This is a genomic window from Pseudomonas sp. ML2-2023-3 (assembly GCF_037055275.1).
Classification (GTDB): Bacteria; Pseudomonadota; Gammaproteobacteria; order Pseudomonadales; family Pseudomonadaceae; genus Aquipseudomonas.
The window spans coordinates 2,171,584-2,184,597 of sequence record NZ_CP146343.1 but is presented as its reverse complement, the minus strand read 5'-3'; the positions used below and the strand labels follow the sequence as shown (position 1 = coordinate 2,184,597).

Below are 13,014 nucleotides of genomic sequence, written 5' to 3'. Positions count from 1 at the left end.
TTTTCGACCTTAAAAAAACGTTTAACGCCTGGCCACCTTGGGGCAAACGCTAAAACGTTTCATCCTTGGGCATCAGGTCGCAGGGCGAACCGCCTTGATCAACGACTCAAGCGAATAGCCCAAACGGGGTGCCAGGGCCTGCGCCCGAGCGGTCAAGGCGTCGATATCCAGATCCTGATCAAGATCGGCAGGGACCATCAAAATGACATTACCCTCTTTGACGGGCAGCTCCCAGTAATGCCGGTGATACAAGCCACGCAACAAGGCAGCGCCCAGCGGCTTGCCGTCATCGGTGGCCCACTGATTGATGATGAGCCAACCATTGGGAGCGAGCTTCTTCTGGCAGTTTTCCAGGAATGTCCACGCCAGGTGCCCGGCGGCAGGCCCCAGGTCGTTATAAAGGTCGACGAAAATCAGGTCCGCCGGCTCGGCGCTGTCCAGCAGTTCGATGGCATCTCCAATGCGGATATACAACCGAGGGTCATCGTCCAGGCCCAGGTACTCGATAGCCAGGCGCGGCACATCCGGACGCAGCTCAATGGCTTCAACATCTTCAAGAGGCAGGAACTTGAGGCAGGCCTGGGTCAGGGTTCCTGCGCCAAGGCCCAGGAACAGCGCGCTCTCGGGGGCGTCATGGCACAGCGCACCGATCAGCATGGCGCGGGTGTAGTCGTATTCCAGCCAGCTGGGATCCGCAGTGAACACGCAACTTTGCTCGATCGCATCGCCAAATTCGAGGAAGCGATAGTCAGCCACTTCCAGCACTCGAATCATGCCGAAGTCATCATGGACTTCAGCGAGCAGACGCTCTACGCGCTCCTCAGACATTTCCTCTCCTTGCCGCGTCCCGGCATCACCCGCAACGCTGTAGAAAACAGCCACTCGATGTCGAGCGCAAAGGCGCAATTGTCGGCCATTGCGGCGCAAGAGGTCACGCACTAATTGCTGCTAACATGGGCCATCTCCTACAAATACTAGAGTCTGCGATGAGCCAAATCTGGACACCTGACAGCTGGCGCACCCTGCCAGCTCAGCAACAACCCCACTACCCTGACGCAGCACACCTGTTGCGCGTCGAGCAAAGCCTGGCCAGTTATCCGCCACTGGTCTTCGCCGGCGAAGCCCGCGAACTGCGCCGTCAGTTTGCCGAGGTCACTCAAGGTAGGGCGTTTCTGCTTCAGGGTGGCGATTGTGCTGAAAGTTTTGCGGAGTTTTCGGCAGCCAAGATTCGCGACACCTTCAAGGTGCTGCTGCAAATGGCCATTGTGATGACGTTCGCGGCAGGCTGCCCGGTGGTCAAGGTCGGACGCATGGCCGGTCAGTTCGCCAAGCCGCGCTCGGCCAATGACGAAACCATCAACGGGGTCACGCTACCGGCCTATCGCGGCGATATCGTCAACGGCATCGGCTTTGATGAAAAAAGCCGTGTCCCTGACCCGGAACGTCTGCTGCAGTCCTATCACCAGTCCACCGCCACCCTGAACCTGCTGCGCGCCTTTGCCCAGGGCGGTTTTGCCGACCTGCATCAAGTGCATAAATGGAACCTGGACTTTATCGCCAACTCGGCATTGGCTGATAAATACAGCCAACTGGCCGATCGTATCGATGAGACCCTGGCCTTCATGCGCGCCTGTGGCATGGACAGTTCGCCACAACTGCGCGAGACCAGCTTCTTTACCGCCCACGAAGCACTGCTGCTCAACTACGAAGAAGCCTTCGTACGCCGCGACAGCCTGACCAACGACTACTACGATTGCTCGGCGCACATGCTGTGGATCGGCGACCGCACGCGCCAGCTGGACGGCGCCCATGTCGAGTTCCTGCGCGGGGTCAACAACCCGATCGGGGTCAAGGTCGGCCCAAGCATGAACAACGAAGACCTGATCCGCCTGATCGACATTCTCAACCCGGACAACGACCCGGGCCGCCTTAACCTGATCGTGCGCATGGGTGCCGACAAGGTTGGCGATCACCTGCCGCAGCTGATCCGCGCCGTAGAAGGCGAAGGCAAACAGGTGCTGTGGAGCTGCGACCCGATGCACGGCAATACGATCAAGGCCAGCAGCGGCTACAAAACCCGCGACTTTGCGCAGATTCTTGGGGAAGTGAAACAGTTCTTCCAGGTTCACGAGGCTGAAGGCAGCTATGCCGGCGGGATTCACATCGAGATGACCGGCCAGAACGTTACCGAGTGCATCGGCGGCGCCAACCCGATTACCGAAGATGGCTTGTCGGACCGTTACCACACCCACTGCGACCCGCGCATGAACGCCGATCAATCGCTGGAACTGGCATTTTTGATTGCCGAGACGTTAAAGCAAGTTAAACGCTGATCCACACTCCTTGCGGATGAAACTCTTGTGGGAGGGAGCGGGCTTGCTCGCTCCCACAGGTGGGTTGAGGTGAGCCCGCCTCACCTGTTGAACGGATCATCCCAAAAAGCCCGATGGCTTTCGATCTCGATATCCGCCCTGCTCAGCCCAAGATCCTTGAGCGCCGCATCACTGATCTGCCTCAGATTCGCCCTTTCCCGCGACAGCTGATACCAGCGGGATATACGGGCAAACCACATCACACTTTTTTGACCTTTCATCACCTGAGCCCTCCTGAGGTATGGCTCAAGTCTCGGCCCGGGCTTAAGATCAATCCAACGAATGTTTCTTATGCGATACATCTGCGAGATTGATCAATGGCCGAATTTCCCAGTATCGACACCGACCTGCTGCGTACCTTTGCTGCGATCGCCGATCAGGGTGGTTTCACCCGTGCCGCCGAAGTGGTCAACCGCACCCAGTCAGCGGTCAGCATGCAGATGAAGCGACTGGAAGAGGACGTGCTGCAATGTGCGCTGTTTCAGCGCGAAGGACGCAACGTAAGCCTTACCCCCGAGGGCCACGTGTTGCTCGGTTACGCACGACGTATCCTCAAGCTGCACAGCGAAGTGTTCAACACACTGCGTCAGCCGCAGATGGTGGGCACCGTCAAAATCGGCTCGCCTGATGATTACGTGATGCGGTTTTTGCCTGGCGTGCTGTCGCGTTTTGCCCAGGACTACCCGCTGATCAACGTCGAAGTGCACTGTGAACCGTCATCGCAACTGTTGCAGCGCAATGACCTGGACCTGACCATTGTGACCCGCAAACCCGGCACCGAGATGGGCCAGATCCTGCGTCAGGAGCGGTTCGTGTGGATGGTGGCACAAGGTTTCTCGCCCCACGAACAAACGCCCCTGCCACTGGCAATGTTCAATACCGACTGTTTTTGCCGAACCTGGGCCTGCAATGCACTGGATATCCAGCAGCGCGAGTATCGGGTTGCCTACACCAGCGCCAGCCTGGCAGCCATCAATGCCGTGGTGAGCACCGGGCTTGCCGTGACCGCGCAGTTGCAGAGCCTGCTGACGCCCGACCTGCGCATTATCGGCGAGGCGGAGAACCTTCCCGTGCTGCCCTCCGCCAGTATTGTGCTGCTACGCAAACCCAACAGTGCGTCGTCGCCGATCATTGAGTGCTTTGCCGAGTACATCGTCGAAGGCTTTAAGCTTTGATTGCCAGCAAGCCCGCACACAGCAACAAAAAGGCGCAGTACAAGCCACGCAATACCCGCTCCGGCATGGCGTGGGCGGCCCTGACCCCCCAACTGATGCTCAACAGCCCGCCAATGGCCAGCGGCACACCCATGACCCAGTTGACCTCGTCATGCACCGCGTACGTCAGCAGCGTCACCGCAGTGCTCGGTGCAGCCAGGGCCAGCGACAAGCCCTGAGCCACCACTTGGGTGGTACCAAACACACTGGTCAGCACCGGCGCCGCCACTACGGCACCGCCGACACCAAACAACCCGCCCGTGGTGCCTGCCAAGGCGCCCAGCGCGCCATACCAGGGCCAGCCGTAACGCGAGCCTGCAACCGGTTGAGCGGGCGAGCTATAGAGTTTGATCAGGTTGTAGAAGGTAATCGCCAGCAAAAAGACGATGAAGCCCCAGCGTATGCTGCGCGGATCCACCCCCACCGCGAGCATTGCCCCCAGCCAGGCAAAACAAAAGCTCATCAGCACCAACGGCACGGCCTGGCGCAGATCGATTTTATTGCGCTGGTGATAGCGATACAGGGCAAGAAACACATTGGGCACCGCCATGACCAGCGCAGTGCCTTGCGCCAATTGCTGATCCAGCCCGAACCATAATCCCAAAACCGGGATCGCGATCAAGCCGCCGCCAATCCCGAACAACCCGCCCAGTGCGCCAAGGGCGAGGCCCAGGGCTGTATACATTGCAAAATCGATCAGCATTACAGCCCCTCATGATGAGCGCCCATGCTAACCAGTCCCCTACTCAGGGCAAAGCTCTAAACCAGGCTTTTTGACAGGCAAAAAAAAGCCCGGCCATAAGACCGGGCTTTTTCATCGTGCGGTTAACGCAAGGTTTAAACCTTGGCGCGGCCCTTGTAGGAACCACCGTCACGGGTATCGATTTCGATCCAGTCGCCGATTTCTACGAAATCAGCAACGCTCAGCTCGGTACCGTTTTTCAGTTTGGCAGGCTTCATCACCTTGCCCGAAGTGTCGCCGCGAGCGGAACCTTCGGTGTAGTCAACCTGACGCACGATGGTGGTCGGCAGCTCTACGGAAACCAGACGGTCTTCGAAGAAGATCGCTTCGCAAACGTCGGTCATGCCTTCTTCCACGAATGGCAGAACGGCTTCGATGTCTTCAGCGTTCAGCTCGTACATGGTGTAGTCAGTGGTGTCCATGAACGTGTAGGTGTCGCCGCTGATGAAGGACAGGGTCGCTTCTTTGCGATCCAGGATCACGTCTTCGAGCTTGTCGTCAGCGCTGTAAACGATTTCAGTCTTGTAGCCAGTCAGCAGGTTTTTCAGCTTGGTCTTCATGATTGCGCTGTTACGACCGGACTTGGTGAATTCAGCTTTCTGAACCAACCAAGGGTCGTTTTCGAGCTTGATGACTGTACCGGGTTTAAGCTCTTTACCAGTTTTCATTGCGAGTATCCGAATTTGGATTGAGATTTACAAAAATCTAGGCCGCGTATCATATCCAATTTCTATAAAACAGTACTAGCGCTTGCGCAAGATCGGCCTGCAATGACTGTTCCAGACACCACTGCTCCGCATGCGCAGTGATCTCGGGCCAGTGCTCAAGCAGCAGATTCCAGCTTTGAGCCATATCGCAGCCACCATTCCAGGCGTGCCACAGCCCGGTAAATGCCTGGGCTGCGGCCGGCGTAAGGTCTTTGACATACAGCGCGAGGAACGCATTGAGCTTGACCCAATGGGCGTCTTCTTCCTGCTCATAAATATGCCAAAGCAGTGGCCTGCCTGCCCATTGAGCCCGCACAAACGAGTCTTCGCCGCGCACCGCATTGAAATCACAGCTCCACAAAAGGTGGTCGTAATCTTCTTGACGGACGAACGGTAAGGCCTGAACGGTCAAAGCCCCGCGCTGCTGCGCATCCCCCAACCCCAACTGATCCACTTCAAGCCAGCGCAGCAGATCGCCCATGATCCGCCCTTGGGGCACCAACAGATGCGTCGCCACGCTGCCCGCGGCCATGGCATCCAGCCAGCTGGCAAGCCCGGTATTTTCATAGGCAAACAGTGAAATCAGACGTGCGCTGCTTGCAGGGAAAACACCCAGCCCCTGCAAAAACGCCTGCCTGGCCTGGGGATCCTGCTCAAAGGCTCGACGTCGCTGCAACAGGTCGGCTTCGCGCAACAGGCCACCAGTGCCCGCATCAAAACCCGGAAAGAAGAACATCCGCTTCAAGCCATCGGGGCGCAGGGAGGGCAAACCGTGACAACCACTGACCCAGTCTTCTGCGCTCAGATATTCAAGATTGATCCACAACGCGGGGGTTTCGCGGGCCTTAATCGCCTGCAGGTAGCCTTCGGGCAGTTTGCAGGCGAATGCTTCGACCACCACATCGGCAACGTCGACGGATTGCCACAGCGGCGGCCACTGACACACTTCGACCCCCTGCTGCCATTGGCGCGCCGCGCCGACATCGGCCTCAGGGCACAGCGGCACAAACGCCCGCAAATCATCGACCCACAGACGCACGCCCTGCTGATGCTCGGCCACCAACTGGCGGGCCAAACGCCAGGTCACACCAATGTCGCCGTAGTTATCGACCACACTGCAAAAAATATCCCAGGAGGCTTTCATTCCGGGCTCCAACATTCAAAGGGCTGATTGTCCGCATAATTCAACGCGTACAGAAGGTTTATGGCGGATAAATCTGCGCGACACTCGTGCGACAATCACCGTTCGTCACTATCAAGCTGCGACCATGAACAAGACCGCTGTGCACCTGCTGATGCTGGACAAACTCGAAATCGACCTCGATGTGCTCCAGCGCGCAGCACAAACCGCCTACGAAGCTGCGACCCACGCGGAAAATATTGCCGAGAACAAGTACGACACCCTTGGGCTTGAAGCATCCTACCTGGCTACAGGCCAGGCGCGCCGGGTTGAAGAGATTCGCCAGGCGCTCAAGAGCTGTCGCAGCATGACCCTGGGTCCGTACTGCGCGGCGCAGGGCATTCAAGTCGGGGCATTGGTCAATCTGGAGGCTGAAAACGGCAGCGAGCAGTGGTTATTCCTGGCCCCTGACGCTGCCGGCCTCAAACTCGAACAGGACGGGCGCTCAGTGACCGTCATCACCCCGCGCTCACCGCTGGGAGCTGCCTTGCTGGGCAAGCAGCTGGATGACGAGGTGCAGATCAATGTGGGCGGGGCGCTGCAAATATTTACCGTCTGCGAGATTCACTGAGCAACCTGCGGGAGCGGGCTTGCTCGCGATGAAATCACCTCGAGCACTCAGGTAAACCGCGTCGCCCTCATCGCGAGCAAGCCCGCTCCGACAGGTTTTGCAGAACGCTTACTTGGCAGCCATCATGCGATTCACTTCACTGCGCACCATGTTGGCGTATTCGGGTGGCGACATGGCGTCCAGCTCCGAACGCACCCATTCAGCCCACTTGCCCTTGCGCTTGGCGCGCTCCCCGAACAAGCGCGCCGCATCCCCTTTGGCCTTGCCCAGATTGCTCTGCCAAAGGTCATACAGTCGGGATTTTTCATCTTCAAGCGCAGCACGCTCAGCGAGAGGCTTGTTGGCGAGGTTGAAGCTCATGAGAATTTCCTGCGGCGTAAATTTAGGGGACATCTTACACCCTACAAAGAAGTGTCTCCGTCTGGTTTTTGACTACGCTGTCAGGTCAGAACAACACCCGGCTCAAAACAGATGCAACTTTTTGGCATTGGGTTGACTCCATTACTCATCACCCATTTCAACTGCAAGGAGTACCGCAATGGCTCGCAAAAATGCCGTACAAGCTGAAGATCAAATCAAGGATCAAGCGTTCAGCGAACTTCAAGACCTGATTGCCGAATCTGAAAAGCTGCTCAAGGAGAGCGTGTCCCTGGTCGGTGAAGAAGGTGAAACCCTGCGTGCGCAGGTTGGTCTCAAGCTCAAGCAAGCGCTGGACTCGGTCACTAACGTGCGTGAACGTACCAAGCCTGTGGTCGATGCCACTGAAAGCTATATCGGTGGCCATCCGTGGCAAACCGTGGCCATCTCGGCCGGCTTCGGGCTGGTCGTGGGCTTGCTGCTGGGCCGTCGCAACTAGGTCACGCATCCAGTCTTAAAACAAAGCCCCTGGCCGTCATAGCCAGGGGCTTTGTTGTTTATAGATTTAAATTATCGACATATTCAGTGACATTCTACGCAGGCATTCTGATACTTCCGCGCACTCCCAATACCGATGAGACAGTCAATGTCCGCTTCTACAACTGCCACCAAACCTTTAAGCACTGCCCTCATTTTGCTGATGGCCACCGCCACCGGCCTGGCTGTTGCCAGCAACTATTACGCACAGCCCTTGTTGCACACCATCGCCCAGGAATTGGGCTTGAGCATGAGCAGCGCCGGTAACGTGGTGATCACCGCGCAATTGAGCTACGGCGCCGGCCTGTTGCTGCTGGTACCCCTGGGCGATCTGTTCGAACAACGTCGGCTGATCGTTACCATGACCGTGCTCAGCGCACTGGGCCTTCTGCTCAGTGCGTTTGCACCGTCGGTAACGTGGCTTTTGGTCGGTACGGCGATAACCGGGCTGTTTTCGGTTTCGGCACAAGTACTGGTGCCAATGGCTGCCAGCCTGACCGACCCCCTGAGCCGTGGCCGAGTGGTGGGGACACTGATGAGCGGCTTGCTGCTGGGGATATTGCTGGCGCGCACCGTGGCCGGGGCGCTGTCGTCGGCGGGTGACTGGCGAACCATCTATCTGGTGGCTGCGGCCTTGATGCTGGTCAGTGCCATCTCCCTGTTTTGCGCCCTGCCCAACCATCACCAGAGCGCTGGCCTGAGCTATCCAAAACTGCTGGGATCGGTGTTCACCCTGTTTGTCGAAGAGCCCATACTGCGCCTGCGCGCGCTATTGGGCCTGCTGACCTTCTCGCTGTTTGCCCTGTTCTGGACCCCGCTGGCCTTTCTGCTGGCAGTACCCCCCTACAGCTACTCGGATGCGGTTATCGGCCTGTTTGGCCTGGCGGGGGCAGTCGGTGCGGTGGCGGCAAACTGGGCCGGACGCATGGCCGATCGCGGCAAAGGCCAACAGGCCACGACCGTCGGCCTGCTGGTCCTGCTGGCGAGCTGGCTGCCAATGGCATTCGCCGGTCACTCGTTGATCGCCTTGCTGATCGGCGTACTGGCCCTGGATTTTGCAGTGCAACTGGTCCATGTCAGCAATCAGAATGCGGTGTTCAAGGTACGTCCTGCCGCCCGCAACCGCCTGAACGCCGGTTACATCACCTGCTACTTCATTGGTGGCGCACTGGGCTCCCTGGCGGGCGCGCAGACCTATCCGGTGTACGGCTGGGACGGCATCGTGGTAGTTGGCTCGGTGGTCGCAACGCTGGCGCTGGCGGTCTGGGGCTACAGCCTGCAACGCGAAAGCAAGATACAAACCGCAGGCTGACCGGTCATATGGCGCTTTTCATCGTATTGCTAACTCGCTAGCATGCGAGAAAACGCCCTGACGACGGTCTGCCCACGCAGGCCGCCCTAACGATCCGAGACGCCATATGATCCCTAAAGAATCCCGTAACGAACTGGCCCTGGATACTTTTATCAAGGCGCACCCTGAACTGATCGAAGAAATGAAAGATCTGAGCGCAGAGGACCGCCAGCAGCAGATTCTGTGGGCCTTTGAAGACGAAGCCGAAAGTCGCGGCCTTGAAGCCTGGGAGCTGGCGCTGGAACTGATCGCACGCTCCCCCGAAGAGCTCAAGAGCATGCGCCTTGAAGTGCATCAGGAAGTCGCCGAGGCGCTGGACATGAGCTGGGAAGAGTACTGCGGTTTCAACGAAATCACCGTCTGAACCAGCCAGCTGCACACACAACGCCCGGTTGATCACTCACCGGGCGTTGTTTTTTCAAGGCATCAGGATTTGTGATGGGCATCCATCAGTTTCCTGGCCATCACCAGATGCATTTCAAGCTTGGGCAAATATTTCTCGGCAAATGCCTGCAACTCGGGCGAGTCAGCATTGCTGGCCTGCTGCTTGAACAACTCAATAGTCTCTTCATGGGTTTTAACCTGATTGGCCGCAAAAGCCGCATCAAAAGAATCCCCCTCCTGCACTTCAAGCATCTGCTCTTTGGCCCTGTCCAGTAACTGCTCGTCGCTGGAAACCTGCAGGTCCAGCTTGCTGGCAATCTCCTTCAAGTCCCGGTTGGCATTGGTATGGTCCTTGATTGCCTCCACGGCATAGCTTTCTATGTCCGTCGAAGTGGTTTTACTGATCGCCATGCGGCTGGTTTCAATCTCGGCAATCCCTGCTGCATGGGCTTCATCAACAAAGTCTGCCGGACTGGCTGCGAATGCTGTAGCTGTCGCGACCAGGGAATAGACCAAGGCACAACTTGCCAGCCAGCGTTTAGGGCCAATCAGGGTTTTCATCACGTCCTCCAAAAAAAGGCAGGTTTATTCCCTGCACAGGATCTGAAGGCCTGTGGGAGCAAAGGTTTAGATAAATACCGTTTTTTCTGACGGGTGGCACTTCAAGCTATCAGCCCTTGCCGAACAACGATCTGCGCTGGACTTGCCATCATGTCAGCGAACCGTGAGCCATACTGTCCGCAAACACTGCCGTCAAACAGGAGAAGCTTTATGGACGTCTTCAAGGACATGCTCAACAACTGGGAATCCAGGTCTCAGGAATCAAGTGAGCGGGTTGAATACACCCTTGAGCTGCACAAACATGACCTGGTCAAAATCAAGGCCTTCGCGCAAGCCTACGGGCTGGATGAGGCCACCATCACCCGGGGCCTGATCCACAGTGCGCTCATGCAAGCGGAAGAGGCCATGCCATACGTGAAGGGTAATGAGGTCATCAGGGTTGAAGAAGGTGAAGACATTTATGCCGACGCTGGCAGGACACCTGCATTCGTCGAGGCAGAGCAAGCCATCTCCAAGGCGCTGGATATCAATCGCCCGTCTACCTGATCATCGCGCTAACCACGACCCTGTGGGAGCAGGCTTGCTTGCGACTGAATGCCAGACAAACCACTGCATTTGCATCGCAAACAAGCCTGACCCACACGTTTTTTACATGCGAGCCTGATGGCTCATGGGACATTCACAGATCACCAGTTCTGCCATCATCTGCGCATAGCTATCTGCGCCCAAAAACGCACTCAAGCCGCCTTTCAAGCTGAAAATCGGTGACCTGAGCGCTTGCTGCGCGAGGATTCTCGCCGCCTTCTGGCTGCGAACCCCCGACTGGCAGTAAATCACGATCGGCCTGTCGTCCAGGCACTGTGCTGCCCACTCGCCCACCTGCCCTAACGGTACATGTTCGCCACCGATCGATACCTGTTCGCGCTCATGCCCTTCACGCACATCAATCAGATGGATCGACGTTTCACTGATCAGCGCGGCAAAGTCGTCAATGCTCAGCATAAAGTCATCGGTGACGCCTTGCGCGCTACAGACTTGTGCCATCTCTTCCAGCACTGGCGGGCGCAGCGGGTCCCTGAGGGGGTTATCGGCGTCAGGTGAAAAACCGATCTCCCGGCTCGTGGCCTCAAGGGCGTCGTAGACCATCAGGCGGTTGATCAGCGGCCGCCCGATCCCGGTAATCAGCTTGATCACTTCATTGGCCTGAAAGCAGCCAATCATGCCGGGCAGCACGCCCAGCACCCCGGCTTCTGCACAGTTTGGCGCCAACGCGGCGTCAGGCGGACCATCGTAGAGATCACGATAATTGGCGCCACGACGGCCTTGCTCATCCAGCGCGTTGAACACCGTGACATGCCCCTCGAACTGCATGATGGCACCATACACCAGCGGCTTGCCGCCATAGACACAGGCATCGTTGATCAAGTACTTGGCGGTAAAGTTGTCAGTGCCATCGACAATGATGTCGTAATCGGCCACAAGCGCCTGGGCATTGTCGAGGTTAAAGCGCTCGATCCAGGTTTCGATCTCGATGTAGGGATTGAGTTTTTGCAAACGCCGCTTGGCGACATCGGCCTTGTTCTGACCTTTATCGGTGATGCGAAACAGCACCTGGCGGTGCACATTGGACACATTGATCTCGTCGGCATCGATAATTCCCAGCCGCCCCACCCCGGCAGCCGCCAGATAAAGCAGCGCCGGGCACCCCAGGCCGCCCGCTCCAATCATTAGTACGCTGGCATTTTTCAATGCCAGCTGACCTTTGACGCCGATCGCGGGGATCAGCAAGTGACGGGAATACATCCCCATCTCACCCGCGGTAAGCTGGTCATACTCGATCGCATTAGCCTCCCTGCTCATGGTGTTGCTCCCTTCACTTTTTCAGGATCGGGTTGACGAGACAGGCAAAAAACCTGATTCGCATTTAAAACGCTTCAATCACGATCGCTGCCAATGTATTGGCGCGCGTCAGGTTGAAAACATGATGTGCAAAATACAGTTTGCCCTGCAGCCGATAAGCCTGGGTTTTAACACGGCCCTTTTCCAAAAGATAAAAAGGGCAACGCCATTCCATGTAAATAGTATTCAGGGCCAAGCCCAGTGAACTGGCAAGTTCACCTGGGTCTTCCTGCAGGGAATCTATTAATGACTCCCTGCTTTCCGAGGCCAGTGTAGGCAACTCAAAGAACGCCCATTGATCAGCCACTTCACAGCGATGTCGGAACAGGGTGAAGTCATGTTCAAACTCGGCACAGAGTTGCCCATGCTCTTTCAAGTTTTCCAGCTGTGCCAGCAAAGGCCGTTCAACCCGTGAAGGGTCAACTTCTTCGGGAAGAAACTTTTGCAAAAAAGCGGGCCGAATAACTCCTGGGGTTGCGGACAGTGCTTCATCACCATCCAGTTCCAGCAGTTTCCAGCGAACCTTGACCCTGGCAACCACAATGCCCTGGGCACGAATCAGGTGCAGTACTTGAAACACAGAGTTGCCCTGGCGCACCTTGAACTCATCGACCGACACCGAGAACTCGTCGGCCGAGAACATTTCAAAAGGTTCGACATATTCAACTTCGGCCCCCACAGCCACCATGCCCTGATGATATTCCCTGATCATCCCCGGAAAGGAAACTGACAGGTAGGTACTGCCCCAGGACCACATCGAACTGAAACTCAGCAACATCAGCGAATGGGCATGAAACTGGAAAGGACCAAACAGCATGGACTCTACCGGATGGGAAACCTTTATTGTTCTGGTTTGCATAGCATCAACCCCCGGCTATCGCAGTGAAAATATCAATACAGTCACCCTCACCGCCTTGACTTACCTGAGCTGCCGCGTCAACTTTTTCGCCATTCAAAGAAATCAAATAGCCTTTTTTAACGTTGCGATCCTTATCGAAAATAATGTCCTTCAATACCGGATAACTCACCACCAACGCGTGCAGCGCATCACCCACGGTCTGAATACCATCACCCTCCAGTTGCAACTCTTTTTTGTAGTTAACAAAACGTGCCAAATTGCCTGACAACTTGATCTTCAT

General features: G+C 56.8%; 17 protein-coding genes. 7 read left to right on the top strand and 10 right to left on the bottom strand.

Annotated features, from left to right (window positions below):
• Positions 1–72: 72 nt before the first annotated feature.
• Positions 73–828: a spermidine synthase gene (locus V6P94_RS10195; protein WP_133077869.1), complete on the bottom strand. Its 756-nt coding sequence runs from the start codon at positions 826–828 to the stop codon at positions 73–75.
• Positions 829–986: 158 nt separating this feature from the next.
• Between V6P94_RS10195 and V6P94_RS10190 the strand changes: the two genes are divergently transcribed.
• A complete protein-coding gene (locus tag V6P94_RS10190; RefSeq protein WP_133077870.1) occupies positions 987–2,333 on the top strand; it encodes a class II 3-deoxy-7-phosphoheptulonate synthase in 1,347 nt (448 codons plus the stop codon).
• An 80-nt stretch (positions 2,334–2,413) separates the two neighbouring features.
• Here V6P94_RS10190 and V6P94_RS10185 read toward each other — a convergent pair whose 3' ends face one another.
• Positions 2,414–2,593, bottom strand: coding sequence for a DUF1127 domain-containing protein (locus tag V6P94_RS10185; RefSeq protein WP_133077871.1), 180 nt, complete (start codon positions 2,591–2,593; stop codon positions 2,414–2,416).
• A 96-nt stretch (positions 2,594–2,689) separates the two neighbouring features.
• Between V6P94_RS10185 and V6P94_RS10180 the strand changes: the two genes are divergently transcribed.
• Positions 2,690–3,547, top strand: a complete 858-nt coding sequence (locus V6P94_RS10180; protein WP_133077872.1) for a LysR substrate-binding domain-containing protein — start codon at positions 2,690–2,692, stop codon at positions 3,545–3,547.
• Here the strand turns inward: V6P94_RS10180 and V6P94_RS10175 are convergent.
• The 3 genes from V6P94_RS10175 to earP form a co-directional block, all read right to left on the bottom strand.
• Positions 3,537–4,289, bottom strand: a complete 753-nt coding sequence (locus V6P94_RS10175) for a sulfite exporter TauE/SafE family protein (RefSeq protein WP_133077873.1) — start codon at positions 4,287–4,289, stop codon at positions 3,537–3,539. The two genes, V6P94_RS10180 and V6P94_RS10175, sit on opposite strands and share 11 nt — an antisense overlap.
• Positions 4,290–4,423: 134 nt before the next feature.
• Positions 4,424–4,996 (bottom strand): elongation factor P, encoded by a 573-nt coding sequence (locus V6P94_RS10170; RefSeq protein WP_016780001.1) that lies wholly within the window; start codon positions 4,994–4,996, stop codon positions 4,424–4,426.
• Between the two features lie 49 nt (positions 4,997–5,045).
• Positions 5,046–6,179, bottom strand: coding sequence for an elongation factor P maturation arginine rhamnosyltransferase EarP (gene earP / locus V6P94_RS10165; protein WP_338649303.1), 1,134 nt, complete (start codon positions 6,177–6,179; stop codon positions 5,046–5,048).
• A 124-nt stretch (positions 6,180–6,303) separates the two neighbouring features.
• On the opposite strand from earP, the gene V6P94_RS10160 reads away from it, so the two are divergent.
• Positions 6,304–6,786, top strand: a complete 483-nt coding sequence (locus V6P94_RS10160; RefSeq protein ID WP_133077875.1) for a GreA/GreB family elongation factor — start codon at positions 6,304–6,306, stop codon at positions 6,784–6,786.
• 108 nt (positions 6,787–6,894) lie between these two features.
• Here V6P94_RS10160 and V6P94_RS10155 read toward each other — a convergent pair whose 3' ends face one another.
• The gene (locus V6P94_RS10155; protein WP_133077876.1) at positions 6,895–7,146 is read right to left on the bottom strand and encodes a hypothetical protein; all 252 of its coding nucleotides are present in this window, start codon (positions 7,144–7,146) and stop codon (positions 6,895–6,897) included.
• A gap of 178 nt (positions 7,147–7,324) precedes the next feature.
• On the opposite strand from V6P94_RS10155, the gene V6P94_RS10150 reads away from it, so the two are divergent.
• The 3 genes from V6P94_RS10150 to V6P94_RS10140 all read left to right on the top strand — a co-directional run bounded on the left by V6P94_RS10150 (position 7,325) and on the right by V6P94_RS10140 (position 9,395).
• A complete protein-coding gene (locus tag V6P94_RS10150) occupies positions 7,325–7,642 on the top strand; it encodes a YqjD family protein (RefSeq protein ID WP_133077877.1) in 318 nt (105 codons plus the stop codon).
• A 147-nt stretch (positions 7,643–7,789) separates the two neighbouring features.
• A complete protein-coding gene (locus V6P94_RS10145; RefSeq protein WP_133077878.1) occupies positions 7,790–8,992 on the top strand; it encodes an MFS transporter in 1,203 nt (400 codons plus the stop codon).
• 106 nt (positions 8,993–9,098) lie between these two features.
• Complete coding sequence (locus V6P94_RS10140; protein ID WP_133077879.1) at positions 9,099–9,395, top strand: DUF6388 family protein; 297 nt, start codon at positions 9,099–9,101, stop codon at positions 9,393–9,395.
• Between the two features lie 62 nt (positions 9,396–9,457).
• Here V6P94_RS10140 and V6P94_RS10135 read toward each other — a convergent pair whose 3' ends face one another.
• Positions 9,458–9,976 carry a DUF4142 domain-containing protein gene (locus V6P94_RS10135; protein WP_326398298.1) on the bottom strand — a complete coding sequence of 173 codons (519 nt, stop codon included), beginning with the start codon at positions 9,974–9,976 and terminating at the stop codon, positions 9,458–9,460.
• 210 nt (positions 9,977–10,186) lie between these two features.
• On the opposite strand from V6P94_RS10135, the gene V6P94_RS10130 reads away from it, so the two are divergent.
• Positions 10,187–10,522 (top strand): hypothetical protein, encoded by a 336-nt coding sequence (locus V6P94_RS10130; protein WP_133077881.1) that lies wholly within the window; start codon positions 10,187–10,189, stop codon positions 10,520–10,522.
• Between the two features lie 102 nt (positions 10,523–10,624).
• On the opposite strand, the gene V6P94_RS10125 is transcribed toward V6P94_RS10130, so the two are convergent.
• The 3 genes from V6P94_RS10125 to V6P94_RS10115 all read right to left on the bottom strand — a co-directional run bounded on the left by V6P94_RS10125 (position 10,625) and on the right by V6P94_RS10115 (position 13,014).
• Positions 10,625–11,836: a ThiF family adenylyltransferase gene (locus V6P94_RS10125; RefSeq protein ID WP_326398299.1), complete on the bottom strand. Its 1,212-nt coding sequence runs from the start codon at positions 11,834–11,836 to the stop codon at positions 10,625–10,627.
• Positions 11,837–11,900: 64 nt separating this feature from the next.
• A complete protein-coding gene (locus tag V6P94_RS10120) occupies positions 11,901–12,734 on the bottom strand; it encodes a hypothetical protein (protein WP_338649302.1) in 834 nt (277 codons plus the stop codon).
• A gap of 4 nt (positions 12,735–12,738) precedes the next feature.
• Positions 12,739–13,014, bottom strand: coding sequence for a MoaD/ThiS family protein (locus V6P94_RS10115; RefSeq protein WP_133077884.1), 276 nt, complete (start codon positions 13,012–13,014; stop codon positions 12,739–12,741).

Bases quoted from the DNA above. Each gene is read 5' to 3' on its own strand.
- V6P94_RS10160 (WP_133077875.1), top strand. From the start codon at position 6,304: ATGAACAAGACCGCTGTGCACCTGCTGATGCTGGACAAACTCGAAATC.
- V6P94_RS10175 (WP_133077873.1), bottom strand. From the start codon at position 4,289: ATGCTGATCGATTTTGCAATGTATACAGCCCTGGGCCTCGCCCTTGGC.
- earP (WP_338649303.1), bottom strand. From the start codon at position 6,179: ATGAAAGCCTCCTGGGATATTTTTTGCAGTGTGGTCGATAACTACGGC.
- V6P94_RS10155 (WP_133077876.1), bottom strand. From the start codon at position 7,146: ATGAGCTTCAACCTCGCCAACAAGCCTCTCGCTGAGCGTGCTGCGCTT.
- V6P94_RS10195 (WP_133077869.1), bottom strand. From the start codon at position 828: ATGTCTGAGGAGCGCGTAGAGCGTCTGCTCGCTGAAGTCCATGATGAC.
- V6P94_RS10190 (WP_133077870.1), top strand. From the start codon at position 987: ATGAGCCAAATCTGGACACCTGACAGCTGGCGCACCCTGCCAGCTCAG.
- V6P94_RS10180 (WP_133077872.1), top strand. From the start codon at position 2,690: ATGGCCGAATTTCCCAGTATCGACACCGACCTGCTGCGTACCTTTGCT.
- V6P94_RS10130 (WP_133077881.1), top strand. From the start codon at position 10,187: ATGGACGTCTTCAAGGACATGCTCAACAACTGGGAATCCAGGTCTCAG.
- V6P94_RS10145 (WP_133077878.1), top strand. From the start codon at position 7,790: ATGTCCGCTTCTACAACTGCCACCAAACCTTTAAGCACTGCCCTCATT.
- V6P94_RS10140 (WP_133077879.1), top strand. From the start codon at position 9,099: ATGATCCCTAAAGAATCCCGTAACGAACTGGCCCTGGATACTTTTATC.
- V6P94_RS10185 (WP_133077871.1), bottom strand. From the start codon at position 2,593: ATGAAAGGTCAAAAAAGTGTGATGTGGTTTGCCCGTATATCCCGCTGG.
- V6P94_RS10115 (WP_133077884.1), bottom strand. From the start codon at position 13,014: ATGAAGATCAAGTTGTCAGGCAATTTGGCACGTTTTGTTAACTACAAA.
- V6P94_RS10120 (WP_338649302.1), bottom strand. From the start codon at position 12,734: ATGCAAACCAGAACAATAAAGGTTTCCCATCCGGTAGAGTCCATGCTG.
- V6P94_RS10170 (WP_016780001.1), bottom strand. From the start codon at position 4,996: ATGAAAACTGGTAAAGAGCTTAAACCCGGTACAGTCATCAAGCTCGAA.
- V6P94_RS10135 (WP_326398298.1), bottom strand. From the start codon at position 9,976: ATGAAAACCCTGATTGGCCCTAAACGCTGGCTGGCAAGTTGTGCCTTG.
- V6P94_RS10150 (WP_133077877.1), top strand. From the start codon at position 7,325: ATGGCTCGCAAAAATGCCGTACAAGCTGAAGATCAAATCAAGGATCAA.
- V6P94_RS10125 (WP_326398299.1), bottom strand. From the start codon at position 11,836: ATGAGCAGGGAGGCTAATGCGATCGAGTATGACCAGCTTACCGCGGGT.